This is a genomic window from Allorhizobium sp. Av2 (assembly GCF_021462805.2).
Classification (GTDB): Bacteria; Pseudomonadota; Alphaproteobacteria; order Rhizobiales; family Rhizobiaceae; genus Allorhizobium; species Allorhizobium vitis_G.
Map to the genome: position 1 here is coordinate 17,971 of NZ_CP192698.1, position 25,809 is coordinate 43,779.

Annotated in this window: 23 protein-coding genes and 4 pseudogenes; 7 read left to right on the top strand and 20 right to left on the bottom strand. The window is 56.8% G+C overall.

Features of this window, described 5'->3' with window-relative positions; genetic code table 11:
• Positions 1 to 25 precede the first annotated feature (25 nt).
• The 7 genes from FS819_RS23745 to FS819_RS23775 form a co-directional block, all read right to left on the bottom strand.
• Positions 26 to 916 carry a LysR family transcriptional regulator gene (locus FS819_RS23745; RefSeq protein ID WP_156551596.1) on the bottom strand — a complete coding sequence of 297 codons (891 nt, stop codon included), beginning with the start codon at positions 914 to 916 and terminating at the stop codon, positions 26 to 28.
• 172 nt (positions 917 to 1,088) lie between these two features.
• A complete protein-coding gene (locus FS819_RS23750; RefSeq protein ID WP_156551597.1) occupies positions 1,089 to 1,508 on the bottom strand; it encodes a 4'-phosphopantetheinyl transferase family protein in 420 nt (139 codons plus the stop codon).
• 128 nt (positions 1,509 to 1,636) lie between these two features.
• The gene (locus FS819_RS23755; RefSeq protein WP_156551598.1) at positions 1,637 to 1,951 is read right to left on the bottom strand and encodes an NAD(P)-dependent oxidoreductase; all 315 of its coding nucleotides are present in this window, start codon (positions 1,949 to 1,951) and stop codon (positions 1,637 to 1,639) included.
• A 684-nt stretch (positions 1,952 to 2,635) separates the two neighbouring features.
• Positions 2,636 to 3,655: an alkene reductase gene (locus FS819_RS23760; protein WP_498724741.1), complete on the bottom strand. Its 1,020-nt coding sequence runs from the start codon at positions 3,653 to 3,655 to the stop codon at positions 2,636 to 2,638.
• 79 nt (positions 3,656 to 3,734) lie between these two features.
• A complete protein-coding gene (locus FS819_RS23765) occupies positions 3,735 to 4,706 on the bottom strand; it encodes a pseudouridine-5'-phosphate glycosidase (RefSeq protein WP_071205528.1) in 972 nt (323 codons plus the stop codon).
• Positions 4,707 to 4,946, bottom strand: a complete 240-nt coding sequence (locus tag FS819_RS23770) for a tautomerase family protein (protein WP_156551599.1) — start codon at positions 4,944 to 4,946, stop codon at positions 4,707 to 4,709.
• Positions 4,947 to 4,949: 3 nt separating this feature from the next.
• Positions 4,950 to 6,044 (bottom strand): thioesterase domain-containing protein, encoded by a 1,095-nt coding sequence (locus FS819_RS23775; RefSeq protein ID WP_322192787.1) that lies wholly within the window; start codon positions 6,042 to 6,044, stop codon positions 4,950 to 4,952.
• Positions 6,045 to 6,107: 63 nt separating this feature from the next.
• Between FS819_RS23775 and FS819_RS23780 the strand changes: the two genes are divergently transcribed.
• Positions 6,108 to 6,871, top strand: a protein-coding gene (locus FS819_RS23780; RefSeq protein WP_498724705.1) for an IS5 family transposase whose coding sequence is annotated in 2 segments (ribosomal slippage) — positions 6,108 to 6,435 and positions 6,435 to 6,871 — 765 coding nt in all. Because the reading frame shifts where the segments join, the coding sequence is not laid out codon by codon here.
• On the opposite strand, the gene FS819_RS23785 is transcribed toward FS819_RS23780, so the two are convergent.
• The 6 genes from FS819_RS23785 to FS819_RS23810 all read right to left on the bottom strand — a co-directional run bounded on the left by FS819_RS23785 (position 6,864) and on the right by FS819_RS23810 (position 13,281).
• On the bottom strand, positions 6,864 to 7,541 hold the full coding sequence (locus FS819_RS23785; RefSeq protein ID WP_210252799.1) for a hypothetical protein: 678 nt from the start codon (positions 7,539 to 7,541) through the stop codon (positions 6,864 to 6,866). The genes FS819_RS23780 and FS819_RS23785 overlap by 8 nt on opposite strands.
• Entirely contained in the window at positions 7,534 to 9,720 is a 2,187-nt protein-coding gene (locus FS819_RS23790; protein ID WP_197434140.1) for an amino acid adenylation domain-containing protein, read from the bottom strand. Before FS819_RS23790 ends, FS819_RS23785 begins: the two co-directional genes overlap by 8 nt.
• 135 nt (positions 9,721 to 9,855) lie before the next feature.
• Positions 9,856 to 10,779 carry an EamA family transporter gene (locus FS819_RS23795; protein ID WP_156534835.1) on the bottom strand — a complete coding sequence of 308 codons (924 nt, stop codon included), beginning with the start codon at positions 10,777 to 10,779 and terminating at the stop codon, positions 9,856 to 9,858.
• Positions 10,751 to 11,428, bottom strand: a complete 678-nt coding sequence (gene upp, locus FS819_RS23800) for a uracil phosphoribosyltransferase (RefSeq protein ID WP_174089765.1) — start codon at positions 11,426 to 11,428, stop codon at positions 10,751 to 10,753. The genes FS819_RS23795 and upp overlap by 29 nt, the downstream gene beginning before the upstream one ends.
• Positions 11,429 to 11,437: 9 nt before the next feature.
• Positions 11,438 to 12,127: a phosphoribosylanthranilate isomerase gene (locus FS819_RS23805; RefSeq protein WP_156549967.1), complete on the bottom strand. Its 690-nt coding sequence runs from the start codon at positions 12,125 to 12,127 to the stop codon at positions 11,438 to 11,440.
• A gap of 437 nt (positions 12,128 to 12,564) precedes the next feature.
• Complete coding sequence (locus FS819_RS23810) at positions 12,565 to 13,281, bottom strand: IS6 family transposase (protein WP_156549968.1); 717 nt, start codon at positions 13,279 to 13,281, stop codon at positions 12,565 to 12,567.
• A 37-nt stretch (positions 13,282 to 13,318) separates the two neighbouring features.
• Between FS819_RS23810 and FS819_RS23815 the strand changes: the two are divergent.
• A pseudogene (locus tag FS819_RS23815) lies at positions 13,319 to 13,849 on the top strand (transposase); the annotation flags it as partial.
• 106 nt (positions 13,850 to 13,955) lie between these two features.
• Here the strand turns inward: FS819_RS23815 and FS819_RS23820 are convergent.
• Positions 13,956 to 14,723 (bottom strand): MBL fold metallo-hydrolase, encoded by a 768-nt coding sequence (locus FS819_RS23820; protein WP_156549969.1) that lies wholly within the window; start codon positions 14,721 to 14,723, stop codon positions 13,956 to 13,958.
• Between the two features lie 274 nt (positions 14,724 to 14,997).
• Here FS819_RS23820 and FS819_RS23825 point away from each other — a divergent pair.
• Positions 14,998 to 15,936, top strand: a pseudogene (locus tag FS819_RS23825) (aldo/keto reductase); the annotation flags it as partial.
• A 27-nt stretch (positions 15,937 to 15,963) separates the two neighbouring features.
• Here FS819_RS23825 and FS819_RS23830 read toward each other — a convergent pair.
• The 4 genes from FS819_RS23830 to FS819_RS23845 all read right to left on the bottom strand — a co-directional run bounded on the left by FS819_RS23830 (position 15,964) and on the right by FS819_RS23845 (position 20,520).
• A complete protein-coding gene (locus FS819_RS23830) occupies positions 15,964 to 17,220 on the bottom strand; it encodes an aspartate aminotransferase family protein (RefSeq protein ID WP_156549971.1) in 1,257 nt (418 codons plus the stop codon).
• The gene (locus FS819_RS23835) at positions 17,217 to 17,633 is read right to left on the bottom strand and encodes a hypothetical protein (protein ID WP_156549972.1); all 417 of its coding nucleotides are present in this window, start codon (positions 17,631 to 17,633) and stop codon (positions 17,217 to 17,219) included. The genes FS819_RS23830 and FS819_RS23835 overlap by 4 nt, the downstream gene beginning before the upstream one ends.
• Before the next feature lie 447 nt (positions 17,634 to 18,080).
• Positions 18,081 to 19,127 (bottom strand): GDP-mannose 4,6-dehydratase, encoded by a 1,047-nt coding sequence (locus FS819_RS23840; protein ID WP_156549973.1) that lies wholly within the window; start codon positions 19,125 to 19,127, stop codon positions 18,081 to 18,083.
• Positions 19,128 to 19,176: 49 nt separating this feature from the next.
• Positions 19,177 to 20,520, bottom strand: coding sequence for a histidinol dehydrogenase (locus FS819_RS23845; RefSeq protein ID WP_156549974.1), 1,344 nt, complete (start codon positions 20,518 to 20,520; stop codon positions 19,177 to 19,179).
• 623 nt (positions 20,521 to 21,143) lie between these two features.
• On the opposite strand from FS819_RS23845, the gene FS819_RS23850 reads away from it, so the two are divergent.
• On the top strand, positions 21,144 to 22,208 hold the full coding sequence (locus tag FS819_RS23850) for a hypothetical protein (RefSeq protein WP_156549975.1): 1,065 nt from the start codon (positions 21,144 to 21,146) through the stop codon (positions 22,206 to 22,208).
• 105 nt (positions 22,209 to 22,313) lie between these two features.
• Positions 22,314 to 23,366 (top strand): M42 family metallopeptidase, encoded by a 1,053-nt coding sequence (locus tag FS819_RS23855; RefSeq protein ID WP_156549976.1) that lies wholly within the window; start codon positions 22,314 to 22,316, stop codon positions 23,364 to 23,366.
• Positions 23,367 to 23,424: 58 nt separating this feature from the next.
• Here FS819_RS23855 and FS819_RS23860 read toward each other — a convergent pair whose 3' ends face one another.
• Positions 23,425 to 23,880, bottom strand: coding sequence for a UTRA domain-containing protein (locus FS819_RS23860; protein ID WP_156549977.1), 456 nt, complete (start codon positions 23,878 to 23,880; stop codon positions 23,425 to 23,427).
• 62 nt (positions 23,881 to 23,942) lie between these two features.
• Between FS819_RS23860 and FS819_RS23865 the strand changes: the two are divergent.
• Positions 23,943 to 24,125: pseudogene (locus tag FS819_RS23865) on the top strand (IS66 family transposase); the annotation flags it as partial.
• Positions 24,126 to 24,152: 27 nt separating this feature from the next.
• Here the strand turns inward: FS819_RS23865 and FS819_RS23870 are convergent.
• Positions 24,153 to 25,131, bottom strand: a pseudogene (locus FS819_RS23870) (recombinase family protein); the annotation flags it as partial.
• A gap of 233 nt (positions 25,132 to 25,364) precedes the next feature.
• Here FS819_RS23870 and FS819_RS23875 point away from each other — a divergent pair.
• The gene (locus FS819_RS23875; RefSeq protein ID WP_156549978.1) at positions 25,365 to 25,697 is read left to right on the top strand and encodes a hypothetical protein; all 333 of its coding nucleotides are present in this window, start codon (positions 25,365 to 25,367) and stop codon (positions 25,695 to 25,697) included.
• The last annotated feature ends 112 nt before the right edge of the window (positions 25,698 to 25,809 follow it).

The window sequence follows — 25,809 nt, forward strand, 5'->3', positions numbered from 1 at the left end:
ACTGCTATATCCTGAAAACTTACACTTAGTAAACTTTCAAGGCACGTGACATGAAGTCGATGAAGAGACGTGTGCGCCGTGGCAGGAAATTGCTCTGCGGGTACATGGCATATATCGTCAGCGGTTCCATGGTCCAGTCGGAGAGCAGTTCCACCAAGCGTCCTTCCGCAAGCTCTCGGGACACATAGGGGCGCGGGATACGAGCAATGCCCATACCTGCCACGGTCAGCGATTTGATCGCCTCGCTACAATTCGATTTATGCTGAGCACGGACGCTAACATAGCAACTTTCCCCCTGAGCGGAAAAACGCCATTTCTGGTCGCCGATATTGGCACCGTGCACCACGAGCTGATGATCCTCTAGATCCTTCGGGCTTTTGAGGCTTTGCGATTTCTGCAAATAACTGGGCGCTGCGCATATGGCATAGGTCACCGAGCCGATGCAGCGCGACATCAGCGTCGAATCCTCCAGACGTTGACTGGCCCGCACAGCCACGTCAAAATTTCCCTCAACAAGTTGCTGCTTCTCTTCGCTGAGGCAAAGATCCAGCGAACATTCGGGGTTTTCCTCATTGAACTGCGGAAGGACCGGAAGGATCAGATGCAGTCCCAATGTCACAGGCATGGTCACGCGCAAGGTCCCGCGAAGCTCTGCCCCGCTCTGGCTGGCAACTTCATCGGCTTGTTCGTGACGCCATAAAAGCTCGCTCACAATCTGGTAATATCGCGATCCTGCCTCGCTGGGCATGACACCGCGCGTGGTGCGATTGACCAAGGTCACCCCAACATGGGCCTCAAGCTCGCGAATATTCTTGCTGATCGCGGGACGCGAGAGTCCAATATTATTTCCAGCTTTAGTAAAGCTTCGAGCTTCGATAACTGCGCAAAATACTTTCAACGCGGTAAATCGATCCATTAACGCATTCCTTGAAAATCTTTATTTTTAAATACAACCGAAAATTTGTTGTGTAATATCATATTTCTGATTCGATGAAAGTCTGCTCCGGCAGATGTAAACAGTGATTTGCTGACAGACGCTTGTAAACTAACCGATTTCACAGATGTTGGTGAGAGGCCAAAACACCGCGCTACAGAGCCCCGAGCCGTGTTCCAAGATCTTTGGAGGTGCGGGAAATATGCCAAAGGCGCTGGATCCCACCGCCGGCCACTGCGATAAGGTGATGGTCGTCGGCAGGACACCAGCTTCCCGACACAGCGAATTCTGGCGACCTGGCCTGGAAGCCGTCCTCACTGGCGCACATCTGCAATAGCCGTGGATCCAAGACAAAGGCCGTTCTTTGGGCCTTTAGCGTGGCTTCGATGGCGGTCCAGTATTGCAGCGCCGACAGTCCGGCGGGAAGCGGCGCAAGATTCGGAAGAACGTCACCCCACACAGCCCGGGCGGGCATCTGTTCGATATCGAGCCCCACAGGAGCCATCCGGTCCAGGGCTAGCCCGACCCAAGCGCTGCAGTGGCTGAGACTGAAATGCACATCGCTGTCGCGCAAGAACGGAACGTTTCAGCAGATGCGCGGCTTCGAACCGCCTCTGATCAAGCGCGGAGCGGAAATGGCCCAGACGATGAAGCTCTTCTGAGGAAAGCCAGTCGCGTGGAAAGCGACAGTCTGCGACGACATCATGCGGGGCCGCTATGATCACCGTTCGCGGTGAACGCGCTGAAGGGGGGACATATCATCGGAATCGAAGCTTGAAGACGCTTCAGCTTCTGCATTGGTCCTACCATCCGACCGTAAGGCGCTGCCCCGCTTTCGCACGAAGCTCTAAGGTCCAGCATGGCGACAGCGAAATCGGCACAAGAGATGAGTGAAACCCCGTCCTCCTGGGTCATCAGCGTATCGCGGCCAAGCGCATAGCGTCCGGTGCGCCGCTCCTCGGTCAGAAGCGCCGCCGGACGCAAGCAAATCCAGTCCATACCGTCGCTCTCGCTCAAAAGATGGTCCTGCCGGTCGCAGGCTTCGGCTATCGGGCGAAAAACCTAGCCTCGGGCAGAAATCCGGGTGCTGATAAAACCGTATGACCGCGGCCATCTGCCAAATAAAGCGGCGCTGCGCCGCCGTTCAGATAGAGGCGCTTTTTGGCTTTTCCCACTGCCTCTATTGCATAATTCCTTAAATCGGAATCGATTTAAGGTGAAAATTATGCAGCAGATATAAAGCGCTACAGCGAACCGCTGTGCGCCATATATGGCGCACAGCGCTGTAGAAGCACGTGCGTCATGGTCACCAACAAGCCCTCCTGCCCGCCGATGCCGGGATTAAGCGCGGATAGCGTGACATCATCACGGGCGAAAAGTGCCTCCAGCCGTCCGGGGTGCGACAGAATATCAAGAGCCTCGAAGCGCAGGTCGGACGATGCCGGCAGCGACGGCGAAGGGGTACGCGCGCAAGCCGTCTCCATATGATCACGGTGACGCGTTCACCTAATGGAGTCCGACCATACCGGTCGCGCCTAGAATGAGCAGGTTCATAATCTCATACTCTTCGGCAACGTCTTGGACATGAAAACACGCTCTGAGCCGTGTGGGCCAGACTGCGTGGGGCGACCGAGACCGCCCCTGCTCCTTCGGCCTCCCGTAGTCAGCGACCTGGGAGGCGCAGCCCAAAGATCATAAATGCTAGACAACCTGATCGAGCGTCGGGTAGTCGGTGTAGCCACGGCTATCGCCGCCATAGAAGGTCGCCTCGTCGGGAAGATTGAGCACAGCATCTACCTTCAGACGGGCAACCAAATCAGGATTAGCAAGGAACAATGCTCCGAGCGCCACGCCATCAGCGAGGTTCTCGTTCAAGATTGGAGAGATCACCTCGGTAGAGGTCGGCCAGGACCGCGTATCTTTATGCGGATTCAGGATGAAAGGCCCCTGCCACAAGGCGCGGATTTGCTGCGTCATGTCACGGTTATTGGCTTCCATGATGTGAAGATAAGCTAGATCACACGACAAACTAGGGACCAATGCGCGATAGATCGCATCCGTATCGCCTTCGGCAATGTCGTTATAGGGGTTTGCGGGCGATATCCTTACCCCCACGCGGCCTGCCCCGATGGCCTCGGCACAGGCCGCAATTGTCTGCTGGGCGAAACGAATACGATTTTCGACAGGCCCGCCAAACTGATCAATGCGATGGTTGGTATTTTGCGACAGGAATTGATGGATTAGAAAACCGTTGCCGGCGTGTACCTCGATCCCGTCGAACCCCGCTTCAATCGCCAGTCTGGCCGCGTTGACGTGATCGGCAATGGCCTGTTCGATTTCGGCCACCGTCATCTCTCGCGGCAGAGGGTATGGCTTCATCCCGCCCCGCGTATAGGCTTCTCCGGCCGCTGCAACCGCCGAAGGCGCAATCGAACCATGCGCGGACGGATAGAGGTCGGGATGCCCGATTCGCCCCGCATGCATGAGTTGGGCGACGATCTTGCCACCTTTATCATGCACGGCTTTGGTTACAGGCTTCCAGCTTGCCGCTTGTTCATTGGTGAAAAGACCGGGCGCATTTGCGAACCCTTGCCCGACCTGACAGGGATGCATCCCTTCGCTGACAATCAGACCAGCGCTTGCCCGTTGGCCATAGTATTTTGCCATCAGCGCGGTCGCATGACCTTGCACCGTAGCGCGATTGCGCGACATCGGGGCCATGACAAGGCGGTTGGCGACGCGAATGGCGCCATAAGCTGTAGATTGGAAAGTAAGATCCGTTATCATCTGATATATCTTTTCATGAGTTGACTGGTTGAAAGATCGCGTTGCGCTGCGGCGCGATTTCCGCAAGTGCTACGGCGATATCTCCGGCGGTTTGTGCCGTGCTCACCAGCACCGCGGCATTGGCGCGCGAGGTCTTACCGTGAGTGGCCGTGTCCAGCGCGCGCATGATGAATTTGGTCAGGCCCGGGCCCGTCACATTCTCAGATTGCGCCTGTTGCAGGGCCGTGGTGAGGGCGGCTTCGGCGAGTTCCAGCGGCACCGCGTCTTCGGGCCGCGGCGGCACAGTAACCACCACCCCGCCTGGAGCGCCCGAGGCCGCATGCAGGATGATCGCACGCGCGATATCTGCCGGATCATCCAACCTCTGCGGGCATTTCAAGCCGCTCGATTCGCAGAAGAAAGCCGGGAAATAGTCAGATTTATACCCGACTAGCGGCACGGAATGGGTCTCCAGAAACTCCAGCGTTAGCGGCAAATCCAAAATCATCTTTGCCCCCGCACAAACCGTAGTGACACGGCTTCGGGTGAACTGGATAAGATCTGCCGACACATCCATGCTGTGTGTGGCGCCCCGATGGACCCCGCCAATACCCGCCGAGGAGAAGACGGATATGCCTGCCCATTGTGCACAGACCAGCGAAGAGGCGACCGTCGTGGCTCCTGTCCCGCCTTTGGCGAGCACGAAAGGCAGATCGCGACTGGAAACTTTGGGAATGCCTTCCGACGTAGCAAAGCGCGCAAGCAGCCGCTCATCCGATCCATAGATGACGGCTCCCTCGTCAACGAAGATTGTGGCCGGGACCGCCCCCGTGTCGCGCACGGCGGTTTCCATACGCTGCACGCAGTCGATATTTTGCGGATAGCGCAAGCCGTGGGTGATCACATTGGATTCCAGCGCCACGACCGGACGGCCTTCTGCCAAAGCGTCCGCTACTTCGGACTGGAACTTCAGTGTCAGCCCGTGATCCAGGGAAACCTGTTTCATTCATACCTCCGGTAAGGTGTAGCAGGGACGCCGCAGTAACCTGTCAGCGCTTGCCACGATGCGCGGCAAGGCAACCTTTACGTTCCAGTCCTCTGGCGCGACGGGCTCCAGCGCGATGGAGATGGCCGAAATCGGCACGTCGAGGCTTTCGCATAGCGCTTGGGTCAGAGCAGCATCGAGACGCGCGCGCTGGGCATCGCTGAGGGGGCGGTCGAAATAAGCGAGATCGATATGTGGCAAGGTCTAATCCTGAAAAGCTGGGGTAATCGCACCAGCCTGCTGGCTGGCCGAGTGTTGGATGAGGCGTGCCAGATCGGCCGCGTATGGCCGCTGGAGCACCTGATAATGGTTCTGTGGCATGGTCAGAGTGGTCACGGGGCTGGCAGCAAAGCCAGTGGCCTGCTCAAGGAAGGAATAGTCATCCCCCTTCGCTTTGATGACCGTCATCGGGGCGTTGATCCGGCGTCCGAGCAGTTCGGCAAATGTATAGTCGAACTGGTAGGTCGTGCGGACGATCCCGATGATCCGCGCTGCCATTTCCCGCGGCATTTCGGGCTGTTCCGCGCAAAGATGGTCAAGGAAGGCCGGCTCGCTATTGCCAATAGCCAGCATCCGGCGGGTTCGTGCAATATCAATCTGACCGGCAAATACCGAGAGCAGGATCGCCATATAGGATGGGTCGCCCAAAACCGCCTGTCGTGGGCGCGCGAGAGCCTTGTTGGTCGGATCGAGCGCGGCAAGCTCGGGCGGAAGCGAGGGATTGCCAGGGCAGACTAGAACCAGTTGGTCGACTTCGACCCCCTGCTGTTCAAGCTGCCATGCCGCCTCGAACGCCACTCGCGCGCCAAAGGAATATCCCCACAGCGTCACCGGCCCCTCGGGGTGGCGGGCCAGAAGTTCGGCAATATCGTCGCGCGCCATTTCGGCAATCGTTGCAGCGGGGGTCTCGCTTTCATTCAGCCCTTGGGCCTGTATGCCGAAGACGGGACGCGCTTGCTCTTGCGCCAGCGCCCGCAAATTCATCGGATAGCCGCCCAGTCCGGGCCAGATGAAGATAGGCCGTCCCTGGTTCTGCTGGTTCAGTCTTACTAAGCGCTTCGGCGCATCTGTCCCGTCGGTTATCCGGGCCCTGTCGATTTCCTGCGCCAGCACGCGCAAGACGGTATGTTCGAAAATCGCCTGGGTCGGCAACGCGCAGCCGAAAGTCAGTTTGATCCGGTGCAAAAGCGCGATCGCCCTAAGGCTGTTTCCGCCAAGAGCGAAAAAATCATCCTCTTGCGAAATTTCACCGACCGACAGCAGCGATGCCCAAAGCGATGCTAGGCTGTAGTGACAAATTAACGACTGGGATTCCCTTTCCGTCGCAAATCAGATTCAACGCTAACTTTTGGAGGTTTAGCGATGGATGGTGAGGTTCTCCGAGATGACCAGTGGGAGCGTTTGAAACCGTTTGTTCCCGGCGGTCGTAAAGGTAAACGCGGCCCACGCAGCGACGGTCGGCGGTTCTTTGATGCGATTTTATGGCTTGCCCGGTCTGGAGCCCGCTGGCGAGATCTGCCGGAAGACCGCTTCGGCTCTTATCAGGCAGTCAAACGGCGTTACTATCGTTGGATCGAGCAGGGCATTTTCGACGAGATTTTCGAGGCCGTCGCTGCGGACCCGGATTTGGAGTGGCTGTCCATCGACGCCACTGTGATCCGGGCTCAGGCGCAAGCCGCTGGCGGACGCCGAAAAAGGGGGGACCGCAAGCCCAGGCTCTCGGTCGCTCCAGAGGTGGATTTGGCTGCAAAATCCATGCGGTCGTTGATGCGCTAGGGTTGCCGGTTCGTTTTCAACTCGGGCCCGGACAGCAAAATGACATGGCTCCAGCCTGCGACCTCGTTCGGGGACTGCCAGCTCAAAAGGTGCTTGCAGACCGTGCCTATGATGCCGATCATCTGCACGATGTCATTCTCGAACAAGGCGGTGAACCGGTCATTCCGCCGCGACGGCATCGCAAGTACCAGCATGCCTATGATCGCATCGCTTACAGGCAGAGATGGGGTATTGAGAGCTTCTTTGCCAAGCTCAAGCAGTGGCGGCGTATCGCCACGCGATATGACAAACTCGCCGCCAACTTTCTCGGGTTCATTAAGCTCGCCAGCATAATGCTATGGATCAAATGATTAAATTATCACTACAGCCTAGAGCGATCTGCGTCGGACCTTCCGGCGCGATATAGGGACGCGGTGCGAGTGCTTCGAGCAATTGCGGCGCAGATTTGATCGCGTTGCAGTCGATCTTGCCATTGGCCGAAAGCGGCAATTTATCGAAGAGCACCACATCGCTGGGGATCATATAATCGGGCAGGCTGCATTTCAGCTGCCTCCGGATCATCTCTGCGGGCCCTTCCATATGGACCGCATCTTCATTCATGCCCTGGCTTTCGATCTGCGCCCAGCTGACCCGCCCACCGAGGGAGAAATAGCTGGGCCCCGTTTCGATGCCGCAACCCGCCAGAATACGGTCGAATCGTTTGGCAGCCGGCAGAGGGTGATCAGAATGCGAACTATAGCCCGACGCCATGAAACCGAAGAATGCAGCGTTGGCCTGCGCGCAATGCTGGGCGAAGCCAAGGCCAATATAGTTGCGCGTCTCATCCGTATCGCGGCCCACGAAGGTAAGGCCAAAGGAGGATCGCGCAAAGATCGACTGGTTGATCGCGATAACATCGTTCTCGCGGATCATCTCCTCGGAGATCCACGTCAGATCCCCCTCGAGAACGCGATACGTGCCCGTCCGCAACCCGCTCAGCGTCGCGGAATGGGCTTGCAAAAAGACATCCAGTTCAGGCATCCAGCGCTGTGCCGCCGGCACGATATCGAAGGCGGCGATATTGTAATCCTCTTCGGGCAGGTCCAGACGCGCGATCAGGTCCTCGCAAGGTAGGTGCAGGCGCCACGCCTTGCCCCAAGGCTGCAAGCTGGTGCGCTAGAACCCCGAGCATATGCCCCGCCTCAATCTTCATGACCTCTGCGATATTGGTTTTATAGACCCTTTCGAACGGCGCATGGCGCCCGGCGAAATGGCACCGCACCGCGCCCCGGTCCAGATCGCTTTGCGGATGGCTGGCGGCGACAAAACGCAGGCAATGCTGCGCGGGGTCGTAATAATGCAGCCCGTCTTGCAGCCCTGTCACGCCGCATGTTTCCAGGTAGAGCTGCGTGGCATAAAGTGCGCCGGGTGAGGCATAGGCGTATTTGGGCAACAAGCGCTCTTCGCTGTGAAATTGTCCCATCCAGCGCAGAAGGGTCCCTAGGCGCTCAAGCGTCAGCGGCTTGAACGCCCCGATCTTGCCGCCCGAAAGCCGCGCCCGCCAATCTTGCAAGAAGGCCGTGAGCGCTTGCAAATCCAATGGCGAGCCATCAAAGAAACGGTAGGTTTTGCGGGCGAACACCTCGGCGCGCATCTGTTCGGTCTCGCGTTGTCCGACCAAGGGCACGACGGGTTCGTCCGACCTTTCGGCGCGTAACCCGACATTCGAAAGCTGCGGCTTGACCTGAAGCTTGTTCCGTTTCGAGAGATGGTGGCCTTCGGCCACGTCCTGATCCATCACAGCTGCCTGACGCGGATTTAGCTCGATACAAGCGATCAACCGGTCTTCTTGACTGCGTGCATCCTTGGTCACCACGACCGCTGCGGCATTCACCCACGGACTAGTAGCGATAGAAGATGCGATTTCCTCAAGCTCGACACGATATCCACGCAGCTTGATCTGGTTATCAATGCGCCCCAGAAAATGCAGCGTGCCATCAGGCTGCCAAACACATTTGTCTCCGGTTCGGTACATACGTTCGTCTTGTCCCCACGGACATGGCAGGAACCGCTCGGCTGTCTGCTCCGGTGCATTTCGATAGCCGCGCGCCACCTGCGGCCCCGAAATGTACAGCTCGCCCTCTTGGCCGACTGCCGTCGCCTTGAGATCGGCATCCAGGACGTGACAACGCATTCCTGTTACAGGATGGCCGATGGACACCACCGGATTGAGATTGATCAGATCATAAGGGCGCACCTCGTAGGCGGTGGCATTGATCGTGGTTTCAGTCGGGCCATAAAGATTGACCAGCTTCAACCAAGGCATATTGGCAAGAATCGACCCCGCCAGTTTGCGGGTCAAGGCTTCCCCGCCCGAGAAAATCGCGCGCAAGTCATTGAGCGCCCGAAAGCCTTCGTGTTGCAACAAAGCGCTGAGAAGCGTCGGCACGGCCTGCAAATGCGTGACCTGCGTCTGCGCCATCCGCGCGATCAGCGCGTCAGTATCGCGATAGATGCCCACCGACCCGCACACCGTGCAGGCGCCGACCGCTGGGGCCAGAATTTCCCATTGTGCGGCGTCAAAGCTGATCGGGGTCTTTTGCAGAATACGCGTGTCGGGCGTTAAATAAAGCTGTTCGGCAAGCCAGCAGATCTGGTGGACAAGGGCGGACCGCGGCACCTCGACACCTTTGGGCCGCCCGGTCGAGCCGGACGTATAGATCACATAGGCCAGGTCGCCGCCCGAGGGCAGCGGTGCGATCTCTGTCGCGGCCCGTGTGTCGCTGCGAAACCCCGCCAGAAGCTCTTCAATTCGCAGAATTTCAACATCCGCCGGAGCGATCGCGCGCAGGCGATCGACCAGGCACGATTGTACGATCACCTGTTTCAGGCAGCTACTCTCGATGATGTAGCTGAGGCGTTCATCCGGGTATTCCGGCGCCAGCGGGACATAGCCGCGCCCGGACCAGACGATCCCCCAAAGGGCGAGGCTCATCAATACCAACGGTTCGACGAACATACCTGCCACATCCGCAGCCCGCAGCCCCTGCAAGGCCGCCGCCACACTCGCGGCGCCGCGCGCCAGCTCGGCGAAGGTCAGGTCGAAGCCAGTCCCAGCCTCTGCGAGCACCGCTAAATCCTGCGGCCGCGCCAAAGAGACCTTATGCAGCATCGCAGCAAGACTGGAATGCGGTCCATCGTCATGTACCGTTTCAATCACAAAGCTGCCGTCCGATTCGGGTCGCACGGCACATAAATAAGGGGAGTCATTATTACATGTCATGATCAAAATTGCTTTTCTTGATGGGAGATTCACGAGTGAAAGACGTACACAACATGGGTGTAGTAACCTGCATTATCCTCCTTGGGCCGGTTTGCTTGATAATTGCTTCCGAAACGCCGAGCCCAAGCCGAAGAAACTCACCTGTGGCTGCGACAGATAGACCGAAACCAGGACCAGCATACCGCCGCCAAACTGAATCCAAGTCAGTGTCTGGCCCAGAAAGATCGCCCCCAAAATGGCCGCTGTCAGCGGGCTGAGAAGCGAAAGAAACGACACGGTCAAGGCAGGCAGACGTGCGATTCCCCTAAACCAAAGCGCATAGGTCACGAGCGCCCCCAGCAGGCTGAGATAGCTCAGTCCGCCGATATTCCGCAGCGTGAGCGTTTCGGGAAAGGACTCGGTCATCAACGCGAAGGGCACCAGAGCCAAGCCGCCAAAGGTCAGCTGCCAGCCGGTCAGCGCCAGCAGCGACATATTGTCGGGACGACCGAATTTCTTGGCCAGTACCATCCCCGTCGCCATCGAGAATGCCCCGGCCAGACCCGCAGTCACCCCTTGGGTATTGAGCATGACATCGGAGCGCAGCGCGACAAGCGCCACCCCAACCGCCGCGCAAAGGCACGCCAGAATCTGCGTTGCGCGCACCGGGTTGCGAAATAGAATCGCGCTGTAAATGAGAACGATAACCGGCTGAATCGACATCAGCAGCGCCGCAATCCCGCCGGGCAGATGATAAGCCGCCAGAAACAAGAAGTAAAAGAAAGCACCAATATTCAGCACCCCCAGAAGGGCCGCGCGCCACCACCAGTGGCCCTGCAACATTTTCCTTTGCAGCAACACCAGAATAAGCCCTGCGGGCAAAGCGCGTAAAACGGCCGCGGTCAGCGGAATACCGGGCGGCAGGAATTGGGTTGTCACGAGATAGGTGCTGCCCCAAACGAGCGGAACCAATGCCGTGATTAACAGATCAAACCGCTGCCTCGACTTGTTGTCCATTTTGCCCTCCAGAACTGATTGTGCCGAAATAACGATCCCCGAAATCTCCAATCCCCGGGATCATGAACGCCTCCTGGTTTAGTTGCTGCTCGATCGATGAACTCACGATGGTCACATGGGGATAGCGCGCGCTGACACGCTTGATCCCTTCAGGGGAGGCGAGAATATTGGCAAAGACGACATGCTTTTCCTGCACGCCCTTCTTCAGCAATTCCGAGATAGCCATCAGCGCTGAGCCACCCGTCGCCAGCATGGGCTCCATCATAATCACATGGCGCTGTGCGATATCTTCGGGCAGCGCGCTGTAAAATAGTCTTGGTTGTTTGGTGATCTTGTCGCGCTGGATCAGGATCTTGCCGATAGGGATGGCGGGCAGCATCTTGGACAATTCGAATTCCATGCTTTCTCCCGCGCGCACAATCGAAACGGCGCAAAGGGGCGCATCCAGCTCGGCACCCAGATAGGTCGCCCCGACAGGGGTTTGCACCGATCGATCACAGTAGGGCAACTGGTCAAGACAAAGCTCCAGCACATTGCGGATCACGCAATTGGCGTTGGCGACGAAAGTCTCGCGGGGGGCGGTCGCGCGGCGCATCTCTGCATGGAGCGCCCGCAACCTCTGCGTTTGGGGAAGTTCGATCAAAGGCATGGCGGCGCTCTACTGGGTAACCTGGAGCGAAAGTTCGGAAAATGCCCTTTTGGCTTCGGCACAGAAGACCCGCACCTTTTCCGCGCATTTTCGCTTGTCCACTCCTTCCAGCAAGGAATGCGCATCCACTGCTGCTGGGCGCACCGCAAGGATCGCGTCATACACATTGTCCGGCGATAGACCGCCCGCCATCATCAAGGGCTTGGGGGAGTAGCGGGCCAATTCCGCGCTCACATTCCAGTCATGAGTCAAGCCGGTTGCGCCCTTCGCACCGGTTTTCGGATCGAACGTGTCGGTGATATACATATCGACATACTCGGCGCTGTCATCGATCAATTTGCGCAGCTCCGGCAGGTTGTCGGCGGACACAACCAGACTTTTGAGTAGGTAAAGATCCGGCCGATCGGAACGCAGCTTGGCAAGCTCCGCCATCGGAATATCGCCATGAATCTGCACCGCATCCAGACCGAGCTGGTCGCAAAATTGCGATATCTCGTCGGCGGTCGTCATGTAGCTGATTAGAACCGCGCGCTGCGGTGCCTTGAGGCCTTTGACGATGGTCGTAGAGTCAGCTTCAGAAATATCGTCTTTTCCCGACGGCAGGCGCAGAGGAAATCCGATCCAGTCCGCGCCGTTTTCAAAGCAGAGCTTCGCCTCTTCGCTATCAATAATGCCGGCAACCTGAACAATATTTTGCATCCGTTGGTCCATCCATGTGAGTCGGTTTCGTGCAACGCGGTGGACAAGATGGCCAAACGGAACGGCGCAGAAGATCGCTTTTGGTAACAACCGACGTAACTGATGAGAGCTGGCTCTGGAAATCTGCACGGCTAGGATAAGTGGAATTTCTGGCTGACGTCGGCTTAGATGCAGCCTCACTGATTTCCACTCTTTGGCCTTCCCAAAACGCGGTGAATCTGAATCTCTGTCGCAAAGGGGAGGTTTACGATGCCATCGGGGATTTCGTTACGTGAAGATTTTGATGGTGAACGTCTCCGGCGGCTGGCGCGGCAGACGAAGGATGCAGCCCAGGTATGATACCTGTTGGCACTCGCCTCTGACCTTGCCCCGCTGAACTAATCCAGGCACTGTAAACTTATCGCCTTGAACGCAACATCTTGGCGTGATGAATTAGTTCATGCGGCGTGAAGGCGCGCGATTTGGTGCCATGCTTGCATGGCAGCTGTTCGCAGTTCGCGATGGTGGACGGATGGAATATCGTGGCGGGGAATGTGAAAAAGGTTGGCGATGGGGTCATGGATGGAAACGAAACGCTGAAGATGTCGTGCTGACTTGAAGCGCTTCATGATCCTCTCCCGTCGTCGGACGGGCTGATGCGAGTTTTCTGCCCGATTGTTCAATCCTTTGTGAGAACGATGCTCAAAGCCGTGCATGACCTCCCGCTTTGCTGCACCATAGGATCGTAGTTTGTCGGTAATCATCACACGCGGCGCACGGCCTTGGGCTTTCAGGAGCTTGCGCATCAAACGTTTTGCCGCCTTGGCATTGCGGCGGTTTTGCACCAGCACGTCGAGAACAAAGCCATCCTGATCAACGGCGCGCCAAAGCCAGTGTTTCCTTCCACCGATGGTGATGACAACCTCATCGAGATGCCATTTGTCCCCGAGCCTGCCGGCAGATCGCTTGCGGATATCATTGGCAAAATGTCTACCGAATTTCTCAGCCCAGAGCCGCACGGTTTGATGAGAGACGATGATGCCACGCACTGCCAGCAGATCCTCGACCATCCGCAGGCTAAGCGGAAACCGGAAATACAGCCAAACGGCATGGGCAATCACTTCCGCTGGAAATCGGTGGCGACGATAAAGAGGATCACGGCTACATCTGGTCATGCAGCCAGATCCCATATTTTGATCGATGTCCGGTTAACGTTACGATGCCGTCACCCCGGGTTCCGCTGCGGGCGATGCTCGCGCCGCCGTCGTTACCGGCCTTTCATTGCGTGCTGCCGTAGGTGCGATTGTGCCACAAGTTAAGCTTCAGGCACATTTGATGAGTGACGAAGCAAAGGCATTCATGGCTATTGGCGAGAGCTTTGCCGCACACGAGACGGTCAACCACCCCAGCCGTGAATATGTCCGTGATACCGTCCACGTCAATTCAGTTGAAGGGTTCAATGCTCGGGTTTGCCGAACCATCGCAGGTGTTTTTCATCATATCAGCCCGGAACTTGCCGATCTGTATTTCCATGAAATAGGCTTCCGCTGGTCCCAGCGCATCGTAACCGGCCAGGCTGTGCGAAAAAGCCGAAGCGGCAAGGAGAGCATGAAAATCCTTTGGTCGCGGGTGCCGCCGGCGCTGCAATTGGTGCAAGTGTTCCGCGCTGCTACCGGCCGTCAGATGCGCAGAAGCCCGGATGGCGGCATCACCATCAAATCGGCCGTAGCTGTCTTTGGTTGATAAAGGCCGCGTACGATTTCGGACTGCTCTTGTTCTGACCCCATAATTGAATTGGAGCCATAATGCTTTGGGTTTTGATCGCGATTCACCCCGGCGTGCGAGCGTGTCAAACACCGAGTTCCAGGCCTGTTGTCGCCATATGCACCGAAATTTTCGGAAAGGCGTCACTCAGCCGCGATTGAATGCGCTCACGGGCGCCTAGTGGGTAGTGCGAAATGCAAACGGATTTACAGTCCGGCAACTTACCGAGAAGTACGAGCAAATCCTCCACACACATGTGTACTGCATCGCCTTCCGCGCGCTCTTCGGTATTGCATTCAAGAATGACAAGCTGGGCGCCCTGAAGGTCTTGCGGCAATTGCGGGTAGGGGCCCGTATCCGCCGCAAAGATAATGGCTGGACCCTGTTGATGCCGGATTTTGAGGCCATGGGTATCCGCGCTGTGCCGTGTGCGAAAAAAGGATACTTCGAAACTAAGGATAGTAGTGTTGATACCAGGCTCGTATTCGTGCAGATTGAAAAAGTCGGAAAAATACCCGCGACCGATTGCCATGGTGTCGCAAATTCGCGCCAACACTTCTTCATTGCCTGGCCCGACATGAAGATCAACTTTTTTGTCTGTTCCCGAATTGAGAAGCGCATTGCGCAGGGCGAAAAGGTCGGCCCAATGGTCGGGGTGAAGGTGGGTCAGTAGCACGGCCCCGATGGATCCCAACAGATCGGCCTCCAAGATGACGGAGACCGCCCCGTGTCCGCAATCCACGAGCAGCGTGTGAGGTGTGTGAGCGCATGAAAACAGCATGCAGGTAGAAGCCGTGCCTGCTTCCAGATGCGGCTTTGCCCATCCGACAACTCTAACGGCGCAATTGTTCATCTCTGGTTTTCATCCGATTTCGCTTTGCGTCCCCATGTCATTCCGAGACGTAAGTCTGGTCGAAAAGCCCACGGGCGCTTAATAATCTACCGCAACGAAACTCATAGGTGCATTTGGCATCCATCTTGTAACTGCAAGGTCGGTGACCTTGCCGACATGTTGAATACCCTTACCGGGGTATATGCAGCCTGGGCAGGTTACGACAAATACCTTCGTACTATGCCGCTGCACGCGCGCGCGAAATCTCAGCAGACGCGCCGTGTTTAGCTAACAGGGAGCCACCAAGATGGGCCAGCACCATATCCCGAAAACCGCCATTCCCGGTCTGTCAAAACCGTCATCGTCGATGGCGCTTGGACTGCTCGAGTTCGACAATTTGGCCGATGTGTCGGCTGTCCTCGACAGGTTTTCTGAACGGGGAGGGAACCTCCTCGACACGGCCTTTGCCTATCGGGATGGCCTGACTGAAAAACTGGTCGGCGCGTGGATTTCCGAACGGGGTGTCAGAGAGGAAATAGCGCTCGTTGGCAAAGGCGCACACACGCCACTGTGCACGCCCGAAAATATCGGCAAACAACTGACTCGGTCCCTCGAGCGTCTGCAGACCGACTATGTCGATATCTACTTTATGCACCGCGATAATCTGGATGTTCCAGTCGCCGAATTTGTTGATGCGATGGATGCGGAGGTTCGCGCGGGCCGCATTCGGGGCACATTCGGAGGCTCCAACTGGACGCGTGAGCGGTTCGACGAGGCTGTGGCCTATGCCGCCAAGTCGGGCAAACAGGCCCCAGGCGTCCTGTCCAATAATTTTTCGCTAGGCGAGATGCAGGACGTGATCTGGCCCGGGTGCATCTCATCATCAGATGAAACATGGCACCGTTGGTTCTTGGATCGCAAGGTGCCCAATTTTGCCTGGTCAAGTCAGGCCCGGGGCTTCTTTTCCGATCGTGCGGGGCGCGACAAACTTGACGATGAGGAAATGGTGAGCGCCTGGTACTCCGACCGCAATTTCACCCGACGGGACCGGGCGATGGAACTGGCCAATCAGGTTGGCAAAAGCGGCACACAGGTTGCGCTGGCCTATGCACTCGCCCAGCCATTTCCGCTGATACCGATAATCGGTCCAGGATCCTTGGCAGAGCTGGAAGACAGCCTAGCGGCATTTGAAATCCAGTTGACGCGTGAGCAAGTGACCTGGCTGAAAGCGTAGGCCGATAGTCATCCACTTGGAGCCGACTTAGTCAACTCCGGCAAGCGTGGCCGGATAGGCCTCGGCAGCTGTTGTGAATGCCCGCCCGAAAGCAGCAATTGCGGTGTCGATTTCCTGCGCCGTGATGACCAGTGGCGGATTTATCCGAAATCGAGGTCCGGCCTTGCCAACTATCAGGCCTTCATCAAGCAGGCATCTATATACCAGATCAACACCATCGTCATCCAAAGGCCGGTCAGCTTGATCAGGCTTGCGCATTTTCAGGCCGATCATCAGGCCTGCGCCGTCGATTGCATCGAACAATGGGTTTTGCTGCAACTCGAAGTTCAGTTCGGCTGTGAACCTTGCCCCCTCGAATTCAGCATGACTGTTCAGGTTTCGCGTATTGATTTGGCTCAAAACAAAATTCGCCGCTGCGGCTGAAAGCAGATTCCCCCCAAAACTGCTCGAAAGCTGCACAGGGCAATCAGCGATCGCATCGCGGGTCAGGACCATTGAAATGGGCACGCCATTGCCAAGCCCTTTGCCAAGCACCAGCAGGTCAGGAACGGCCCCCTCCTTCAAAAACCGGAACCATCCACCAGTCCGGCCGATACCCGTCAGCACTTCGTCAATGACCAGCAACACCCCATACTCTGAACAAATCTGCCGCAGCATTTTCAAAAAGCCCAGAGGTGGCACCAGATTGCCGGCGGTTCCTTGAAGGGGTTCGACAAAAAGTGCGCCTATTCTGTCGCCGGCTTCTTCAAAAACAGAGCGGACCGACAATCGGCAATCCTCGACCAGGTCAGCATCAGGTTTGTCACCCCGAACCGGATAGTCAAACAGGTAGGTCTGCTCCCCCTGTACGGATAGTTGGGCGGCACCGCGTGTCCGCCCATGAAATCCCGAATGGAATGCGGCCATGGCGGGGCGCCCGGTGCTGGCGCGTACGAAACGGATCACCGCCTCGTTCGCCTCCGCCCCGGTGGAAAAGAAAAAGGCACGATTGATCTCATCGGGTAAATGCTGGCTCAGTTGCGCCCATAGCTCAACCCTGGCCTCATTGGCAAAAGGCGAGCAGATGATTTTGCCGATTTGACCGGAAACATGATCCGCGAAGGCCTGATTGCCATGGCCCAGACTGGCAATTCCGGCATTGGCGAAAAGATCGAGAAATTGCCGGCCATCGTCCGTGAACAATGTCGATCCCGCACCGTACCTGATCGAAACGGGCAGGTCGCGTGCCAATCGAGAAATACCCCCGCGATGAAAACCTCTTTCTTTTGCAACAATGTCGTTCATGCCGAACACAGCCGGTTGATAGCAATATTATTGCCAGTTCTTGCGAAGGACACGATCTCGGTGTCGCCGCAAGGGCCGGTTCCGAAGTCGAGATGTTGAAAACGATCAATGAGGTCGGCAAACCCGGCAGGGTTTGACAACAGGCCGCCAAATACGGCCAGACTTGCATGGCAAGTGTTTCTGACGTCGGCGATATCCGGCTCCGGACTATCGCTGGTGAAGCCCAGTTCTGTGAGATTTTTGTGCAGGCCCCGACGTAAGCCTTGCAGATCAAATTGTGGATATCCGCAGAGCAAAATCGATGTTTTGGCGGCAACAATCCCCCTGAATTCAATGTCAAAACGAGGGCAGCGCGCCAGAGCAGCCCGTGTAGCCTCAATATATTGACGCAATGCCGGCTCGTCGGCGGACACGTCTGGTCTGTATCGCTCGACCGTTCTTATGGTGATGTGGACATTGTGTTGCGCATAATAGGAGTGGTCCGGCCCGGCCAATGCGGCAAGCCCTTGAAGCCGTGTCCAAACGTCCGGCGGAATCTCCGGGCGGAAGACGAGGCTGACGCCCCAGCGCGGATCCCCCTGTTTCGGAAGCGGATCTATCGATACCCGGTTTTCCGTAAGGCCTGGCCGACTGCTCTCCCAGATTTTGCCATAGCGGGCTGTAAGCTCGTCCTGATCGGCTCGATCAACAGGCGGAAACATGAAATCAGAGCTCACCTAAGGCCACTCCCATCGCGCATTGCAAAGAGGAAAACAACATGGCGGCGCGATTTTGACTTGGCTGGCTGATAGCCCGAAGATCTGTCGGTTCTGCCCTCAAATAGTCGCCAAATTCCGCGCCGCCGCACCACGTGTCGTCGCTCAGGCGGAAGGCTGAAGCTGGCTGACGCCGCTGTCGCCTTGAACCGTCAGCGGGAATACAAAATCTGCAATAAACCTGTTCGACGTGCGCGGCTCGGAGACCAACTGGCTGAACTGTTCCAGCCACTTCGTGTTCTGCATATACCAGGTGTAGGTTTCCGTTATGCCGTCTTCGATTGACTTGTGCGGGGCCCATTCGATGGCACCCTGCAGTTTCATTGACGAACTCACCAGAGATGCTCCCCTCCCATCGTTGCCTCGCTCGTTGCGCTTGTGAATGAACGCCTGCTTGGAGGATGCGCCATCGACAAGATCGGCAATCATGTAGTTCGATACACCTTCGCCCGAGGAAATATTGAACACTTCACCCCAGATCTCATTGGCGTCGATCTGCATGATCGCTGCAATTACGTCGCCCACATAAAGATAATCGCGGACACGGCCCTGATCGACTTCACCCGGCAATCCTAGAATGCTTTGCGCAATCAGGCGCGGAATGATGCGGTCCGGCAGTTGCCATGGCCCGTACAGGTTGGTGAAGCGTACCGTGGAGGTCTGCACCCCGAAAGAAAGCTGGAAGCTCTGGGCAACGCTTTCGCACGCCACCTTGGAAGCACCATAGGGCGAGAGCGGATTGAGGGGGCACACTTCGGTAATAATATCCGAGACCTCGGTTCCGTATGTTTCCACGGATGAGCCGAAAATTACCCGCCAGCCTTTGCGGCGCGCCGTTTCAAATATGTTTATCGTCGCCAGAATGTTGTTGGTGAACGTCTCTGAGGGATTGTGCATCGAGTAATCGACATGGGCTAAAGCCGCCAGATGCACACATGTGGCTTCATTGGGCAGTCTGTCCTCAGGTATGCCATCAGCCAGGTTTCCGGCAATGATTTCAAACTTGGGGTGGTCCATAATATCGGTGCCGAATATGCGCGAAAACCGGTCGCCCACATCTAGGCAATATACTTTTCGACCCTGTTCAAGCGCAAATCTGATGAGATTGGCACCAACGAAACCAGCTCCGCCTGTTACGATAAGTTCGCGCATATTTTTAACTCTTCTGTCTCACGTTTCCGCAAATTGTGAATAATCAAATCTAGTTTTGAGCGACCCTTTCGGGGCATCGGCCAACGCTCTGTCTGACCGCCTCAACGTGATTGGGAAGGCGTTCCACGGCTCCGATGGCTTCAATTGCCGGCAACAGGTTTGACAAGGCCTGACGTTCCAGCCGTGCATAGGTTGCAAAACGAATGAAATCGCGTGAGGTGATGCCCGAGCATGAGCGCGCGAAGCCGTTGGTCGGCAAAACTGCCGTGATACCAATGCAATAATTTGCTGCTGCAAACGGTGTGAATTGTCCGTCCAGAAGTTCGGAGGACACAACATTGCCGAGAACATAGTCCCGGTCGTTTCCGGTGACATTGATCATCAAATGCTCCGACGAAAATCGGTTGGCAAAAGCTACAAGCGCGTCAATGTCGGCAAATACGAGAACGCCACCATGTGCCGTTTCAGCTATGCTGGCATAGTGGTCGTTTCGTCCATATTGCAGGTCAGACGTGTCCTTCAGAGCATTCTGAAGCTGTTTGGCGGCAGTGGCACTGGTCGTGAGCGCGTAGGTGAAGGAATCTGGCCCGTGTTCGATCTCTGTGAGAAAATTGCGTGCCAGCCTGTCGAAATAACCATCCTCTTCAGAATTCTCGAAGATCACAAGCGAGTCTGACGGGCCGATGCCCGGCCGCGTTGCAACGCCATATTTCGCCCCGTGGTGCATGGCCAGCGCAATGGCCTGCGGTCCCGGACCGTAGATTGCGTTCATGCGTCCATGACGCCAGTTTCCAACTGACGCGGCGGCAATAATCGCGAGCCCGTTTCCGCATACAAAATGACGTGCGCCCGCAAGATAGGCCGCGGCAACCGTATTCCTGTCAGGAAAACCATCAGCCAGGGGCGGAGTTGCCAGAATTATGTTTTTCACCTCGGCCGTGGCGGCGGCGGCACACAACATGATGGCGGTCGATACCAGCGGGGCCTTGCGTGAGGGCACCCACAGCATGGCGCTGTCCTGTGGCAGGCAGCGCTCGCCAACCAAATGCCCCGGTGCCAGTTCACTGGTCCAGTCGATCAATGTTGACATGATGTGCGCATTGACCGTGGAGATGTTTTTGATCGCCAGATCGATGGCTGCGCGCAAGTCCGGTTCCAGCCCGTTGACACATGACTCCACGAACGCGTCAGTCAGGTAAATGCCTTCCTCGCAAAACGTTTCGCTGTCAAAACGCCGGGTATAGTCGACAATGGCTTTTTCCCCATCCTGCTCAAGAGCATCAAACGCGCTAACAACCGCAGCCTCCAACTCCGGATGAGCAATGGACGAGCGCTTTTCGAGAAGCACCCCCAGTTTGCTGTCAATTTCAGCGGCTTGTAAAATGGGAAACATCGGTCATTCCAGTTTGGTTTAGAGCCTGCTTTTCATCGCCAATATCCAAGGGTTTTGACCTTCGGGTAAGGCTCGGATGCCAATACGCGTCATCTGAAACACGAAACAAATACCCCGATCGTGGTATGTCTGGATCCGCTCGACCGACCCTAATGTTCCCAATAGCGAGACGCGGCAGCTGGAGAAGTGCGGTGCGCGGTGTACTTCGCGCGGGCAGGCTATAATCTCGACAAGAATGTCCACCGGCAGGCAGAGGCGTTCCGATCCGTACCCCGTCCAAATGACGCGTCTCGGGTTGAAGCGTTCTCAAGGGAACCAGGGGAGCCATGGAAGAGTTTCAAGTACCGAACCGCCGCGATGACCTGCTCGCCAAGGGCGCAATCATTCGGGACAAACAGGTTTACAGTCCCACGCTCGGACGGCAGGTGCGGAGTGCGCCTCTGAACTTTGCCAAAGAGGTCTCTCTTTACAAGGATCGCGTACTTTCGAACCGGCACGGTGCGCATAGGGATGTCATCGACGCAATTTCCCTCGCGATGGATTTTGCTCCGGGCACCAGGATTATCTGTTGCATTTTGTGCCATGCAAAAGAGGACACGGAGTCTTTCAATCTGGAGGGCTTGGTGGACTGTGTTGCCGCGGCCGGCGGTCACACAGTCATTTTTGTGAACGGCGCTGATGGTGGCGACACGACCGGAATTATCGAACAGGCTGCCACCAGATTGCGCGGGCGATTCGTGGAAACCAAAAGCCATGATCGCATTTCGGTGGTGACGAATTTATTCCCAAAACGGGAGCCATTGAGCACGATCCGGGGCATTCTGGCAGACGGCGTCACGCTCGCAGCGGAGCGCGCCGGGCTTTCAGACCCCATCATTACCTCCAATGATATCGACATCGTTGCGGTGCCCAATGACTATGCCCGGATCACTCTCGAAGAGTTTCGATCGCCCAAAATCGATATACTGTCCGGGCCTGTATTTTACGGCTATGACCAGTTTGGACGTGACTATACCGGACTGCCGCTCAGTGCACCGGAGTTGATGCTCGGCAACAGGGCAATTTACTGCCGAAAAATGGCGCTGGCCTCCGGCGCAATGCTGGGCGATCCGTTCTTTCCAACTGACGGACCCAATATCGCGTTCCGGCTGTCCGCATATTGCGCGGCGGGTGGCTACAATTATGCGGTCGATGTTGGCGAGGATACCTATATCGGGTCGGCCATTTTCGGCATCCGGAGCGAGACGGAAGACCTGTTTCCCCAGTATGGCCATGCCAGCTACAATTCCGCGTTCTGGGTTGCAACCGATCCGCGCAGGCAATTGCTGTCCATCTGTTCGGGGAATTCCATTGAGGACTCCTGGAGCTTCGTTCCCTTTTCCTCGACCCTTGGGTCCTCAATGAAGACTGCGGAGTTGGCCCGCATTTATCGAAACAACGACGACATGATCCAACTCGGCGACATCGCGGAATTGGATGGCTCGTTGTTGCAGGACAAAATAAGGCAAAGAGCGATAACCGTTTTTCAGGAATCGATCAGGAACGACAATTTCCCGGAAACGCTAGTCACCTATCTAGCCAGATTTTACGGATTGAACCGGGGTGAATTCAATTCCGCCGAGAGAAACTACGACCTGTCCAGAACCATTATTGACGGATTGAAGTCCTGTCACGGCGGCCTGCGGTGAATAGGCCCGAAACGTCGTTCGGTAGGTGTGTCTCATTGGAGTTGTGCGGAAGCGGGTGCGGTTTGGACAGCAGATGCTTCGAATTCAAGTGAGGTCAAAGATCGGATGAAATTACTTGAGCGACTGGTACGGACCCCGGGTGTTCCCGGCCGCGAAGCCCGTGTGCGGGCGGTCATTGAAGAGCATATTCTCAAAGCCGGAATATTTGACGAAGTACGCACAGACGCTCTTGGCTCTCTAATTGGTCTGCGGCACCCAAGGCCGTCTTCGGGACCACCATCCGACAAGCCAACGCGTATATTGCTTGCCGCGCACATGGACCAAATCGGTTTTCTGGTGTCACACATAACGCCGGATGGTTTACTCTATCTGCTGCCCGTGGGATGGTTTGATGTGCGTACTTTGCTCGCCCGCCAAGTGACCGTATGCACCGAAGGAGGCGGGGACCTGCCGGGAATCCTCCTTGCACCGGGACGACCGATGCAGATTGCCAGTTCTGACGACATGAAGAAGCTGCCGGAGACCACCGGTCTATACGTGGACCTGTCCATGTCAGGTGAGGCTGTACGCAAGAAGGTGCGGCCCGGCGATATGGTGGTATTGGACACCGAGTTCGGCGAGATTGGAAGGTCAGTAGTGGGAGCCGCCCTGGACGATCGCGTAGGATGTTGGGTACTAATCCGTGCCTTGGAAGGCTTGACCCACCATGATTGCGAAATTTACGCCGTATGGACCACGCAGGAAGAGCTGGGGTCGCGGGGTGCCGGTCCCGTTGCAGCCGGATATGCGGCTGAAATAGGCATTTCATGCGATACGATTGCCTCCTGCAATGTGCCCGGTGTGCCCGGACATGAACATATCTCACAGCTAGGCGATGGCGTGTCCCTCGTCATAGCCGACGGCACGACATTGTCAGACATGTCACTGGTGGCCGAGTTTGAACAATTGGCTGCGGAACTTGGTATCAAATGCCAGCGTAGCCTGATCTCGGGCGGCGGTCAGGACGGAGCCATGATCCAGAGGTCGAGACAGGGCGTTAAAACGATAGTGCTGAGTTGCCCGGTCAAGAACATGCACACCGCGGTCGAAATGGTGAACAAGAGCGATTTAGCGTCCTACCGGCAATTGATCACAGCATTCCTGTCAAAAGCCGCTTGAGATGAACCGAATAGCACCTCATTCAGCGCTTGGTCTGGGTCAGCAGGCGAGCAGGCGGTCAATCAAAGGGAGTGTGTTTTGCAACCAGTTGATGCGCGATCCCGGGGTGGGTCAGACGGACATGGGTAACCACATTGCGGTTCTGCAGGTTGCGCTCTATGACGAGACAGGCGGTTCCGCTGCTCAACTTGAAGGTCTGAGCAGAACTCCTGTCAGCGTTAATGGCGCTGATGCGATGCTCCGCCGTTGTCCACGGCACCTTCGCCAAGAGCCACGGGCCAGCGGCTTCCCGCGTGAAATCGGCGTGTTCGGCATCCGGGGTTTCGCTAAGCGAAATGGCGCGAACTTCATGGCAGTAAGACATATCGTTCGCATGATGGACGCAGGAAAGCAGAAGCGCTCGCGCATTCTCATCTTCCAGTTCCGGCCAATCGCCTTGGTCGGCGGGGCCAACCAACCGTTCCAGCAAACGATATCCGTAGGCACTGCCCATTGCTTCGACTTCGGCTTTCACATCCCTGATTTCCAGAGCCGCAGATCGGGCGTGGGGGAGGACGACAAACGAACCCGCTTGCACCCATTCTGGATGAGCTGAAGGCCTGGATCGAGGCTACGCTCTCAGCGTTGCCACAAATGCAGAGGCTAGCCGAGGCGATGAGATATGCCCTCACTCGATGGGTAGCCTGGAGCGTCTACATCGACGACGGGCGCATCGAGATCGATAACAACATCGCTGAACGAGCCATGCGACCACTGGGCAGACCTGAGTCATTATGCACTCCTTCTTTAAGTGTCTGTAAACATTGGAAGCGTCTCCGCGTCGGCGATGCGACACGGGCTGCCCTTTCGGGCTATCGCGGCTTTGACCGTCGCAGAATCCAGGTCGGCAGCCTTGATTTGTTACGGCGCACCGCGAACCACCTGTTCGGCGAACAGCACCTTCGTCTAGATCAAATGGCGTATCCGATGATTGGTCACGCCCAAAGCCGCCGCAGCCTCTGTCATTGTCAGCCAATCGCCGTCCTTGTCGGCTGATTTGTACGCGTGGATTGCGCGTACCCGTCTCACGGAAGCGACGCGGTGTGCGGTCCAAGTTTTTCCTTGCCCCGTGGGCATGCCCATTCGATTGAGCGATGCGGCGATATGTTCATCGGACCAGCGACCAGCCATGCTGCGTATCACCGCCAGAGCATCGTCCGTGGTGGTACAGCCGTGTTCACCAATACGAGGTTTGCGGACTTTCAACTCTGAATGCTGGCCGCCATTCCAATGAATCGTCAGCACCACGTCTCGCACCGCATCGTCGACATCAACGACAATGTCGGCGATGAGCGTATGTACGCAGCAGTTGCTGGCGCACCCGCATGGTCACATCAGGCGAAGCCCAGGCTGCCAAGAGATTGTCGGCTAAGTTCGCGAAGGTGCCTGGGTCGACCTCGATGGTCGAAGAACTATCGGCAGGCTTGCACCCTTCCAGATCCCGCACGCGGCGCAATGCAGCTTCCCAATTCTGCTCGAACTGCGCCGCAATCAGACGATTGTCGGGATCGCATGCAGCATAGCGCCGCTCGGCAAGGCTAGCCTCGTAGCGGGCCTGCCGCAGTTCTAAATCGTGAATGTGGCGCTGGTCTTCTTGCCGCTCCCGGTTCATCCGATCTGCTTCAAAGGTCGCCTCGATCGCTAACGGTTCTACCGCGCGCAACAACTCGCGCGCAACCGCCGCATCGACCTTCGGGCCGCCGAACGTCATGCACCGGGGCAGGCCTGTCGATGGCTGTTTGAAAGTGCGGTTATTCGGTGCCGAGATTGGAGATGGAGGTTCCCGCAACGCCGCCATTCGGTAGGCCGCTCCCGCAGCTGAGCGCAATCCGCGCGCAGCGAAGCGAAGGGGCAAGAGGTTTCAAGCTCTCCCATGCAATCCGAAGGCCGCGATCGATCTTTTGGGACCACAGCGTGATGGCGTCGAGGAGGCACATGTCTTCATTGTGAGGCTACGGTTTGGTCAACCTGGTAGATTACTGCTGCAACGAGGGTTACCGTGATGTTGGAAGTCGAAGGAGAAACCTCTGGTGCCGCCACGTCCTGCATCAGCGCGACCTGATCGCGAAGATCCGCCGTCAGCACGGTTCTATCTGTGTTTGCGCTGCCGGCCTCAAGCGCTGGTTTGCTCAAGCTGTGATCGAGGGCAGATATATTGCACACCCGATTGCGCCAAAGCTGCGCGAAAAGAGCAGCAGAGATGCGCTCGTCGGCGCTATCAGGCAGGCGCTCGCGGCCGCGCTATGCATGCCGAGCGAAGTCGCCGCTTTCGTGAGCGACAACGCGGCGTGACGGATCATGGTTCGCTTGAACCGGCAGCCGCATCACTTTTAACGGAACTTTTAGATCCATTGCAACGCAGGAGTGCGTCGCTCAATCGACATCAATTCCTTTGCAATGGCTG

Coding starts and splice junctions, on each gene's coding strand:
- FS819_RS23845 (WP_156549974.1), bottom strand. CDS start 20,520: ATGTTTCCCATTTTACAAGCCGCTGAAATTGACAGCAAACTGGGGGTG.
- FS819_RS23785 (WP_210252799.1), bottom strand. CDS start 7,541: ATGCCTGAACTGGATGTCTTTTTGCAAGCCCATTCCGCGACGCTGAGC.
- FS819_RS23840 (WP_156549973.1), bottom strand. CDS start 19,127: ATGCGCGAACTTATCGTAACAGGCGGAGCTGGTTTCGTTGGTGCCAAT.
- FS819_RS23795 (WP_156534835.1), bottom strand. CDS start 10,779: ATGGACAACAAGTCGAGGCAGCGGTTTGATCTGTTAATCACGGCATTG.
- FS819_RS23765 (WP_071205528.1), bottom strand. CDS start 4,706: ATGAAACAGGTTTCCCTGGATCACGGGCTGACACTGAAGTTCCAGTCC.
- FS819_RS23810 (WP_156549968.1), bottom strand. CDS start 13,281: ATGACCAGATGTAGCCGTGATCCTCTTTATCGTCGCCACCGATTTCCA.
- upp (WP_174089765.1), bottom strand. CDS start 11,428: ATGCCTTTGATCGAACTTCCCCAAACGCAGAGGTTGCGGGCGCTCCAT.
- FS819_RS23830 (WP_156549971.1), bottom strand. CDS start 17,220: ATGAACGACATTGTTGCAAAAGAAAGAGGTTTTCATCGCGGGGGTATT.
- FS819_RS23760 (WP_498724741.1), bottom strand. CDS start 3,655: ATGGCCCCGATGTCGCGCAATCGCGCTACGGTGCAAGGTCATGCGACC.
- FS819_RS23855 (WP_156549976.1), top strand. CDS start 22,314: ATGAAATTACTTGAGCGACTGGTACGGACCCCGGGTGTTCCCGGCCGC.
- FS819_RS23805 (WP_156549967.1), bottom strand. CDS start 12,127: ATGCAAAATATTGTTCAGGTTGCCGGCATTATTGATAGCGAAGAGGCG.
- FS819_RS23820 (WP_156549969.1), bottom strand. CDS start 14,723: ATGAACAATTGCGCCGTTAGAGTTGTCGGATGGGCAAAGCCGCATCTG.
- FS819_RS23745 (WP_156551596.1), bottom strand. CDS start 916: ATGGATCGATTTACCGCGTTGAAAGTATTTTGCGCAGTTATCGAAGCT.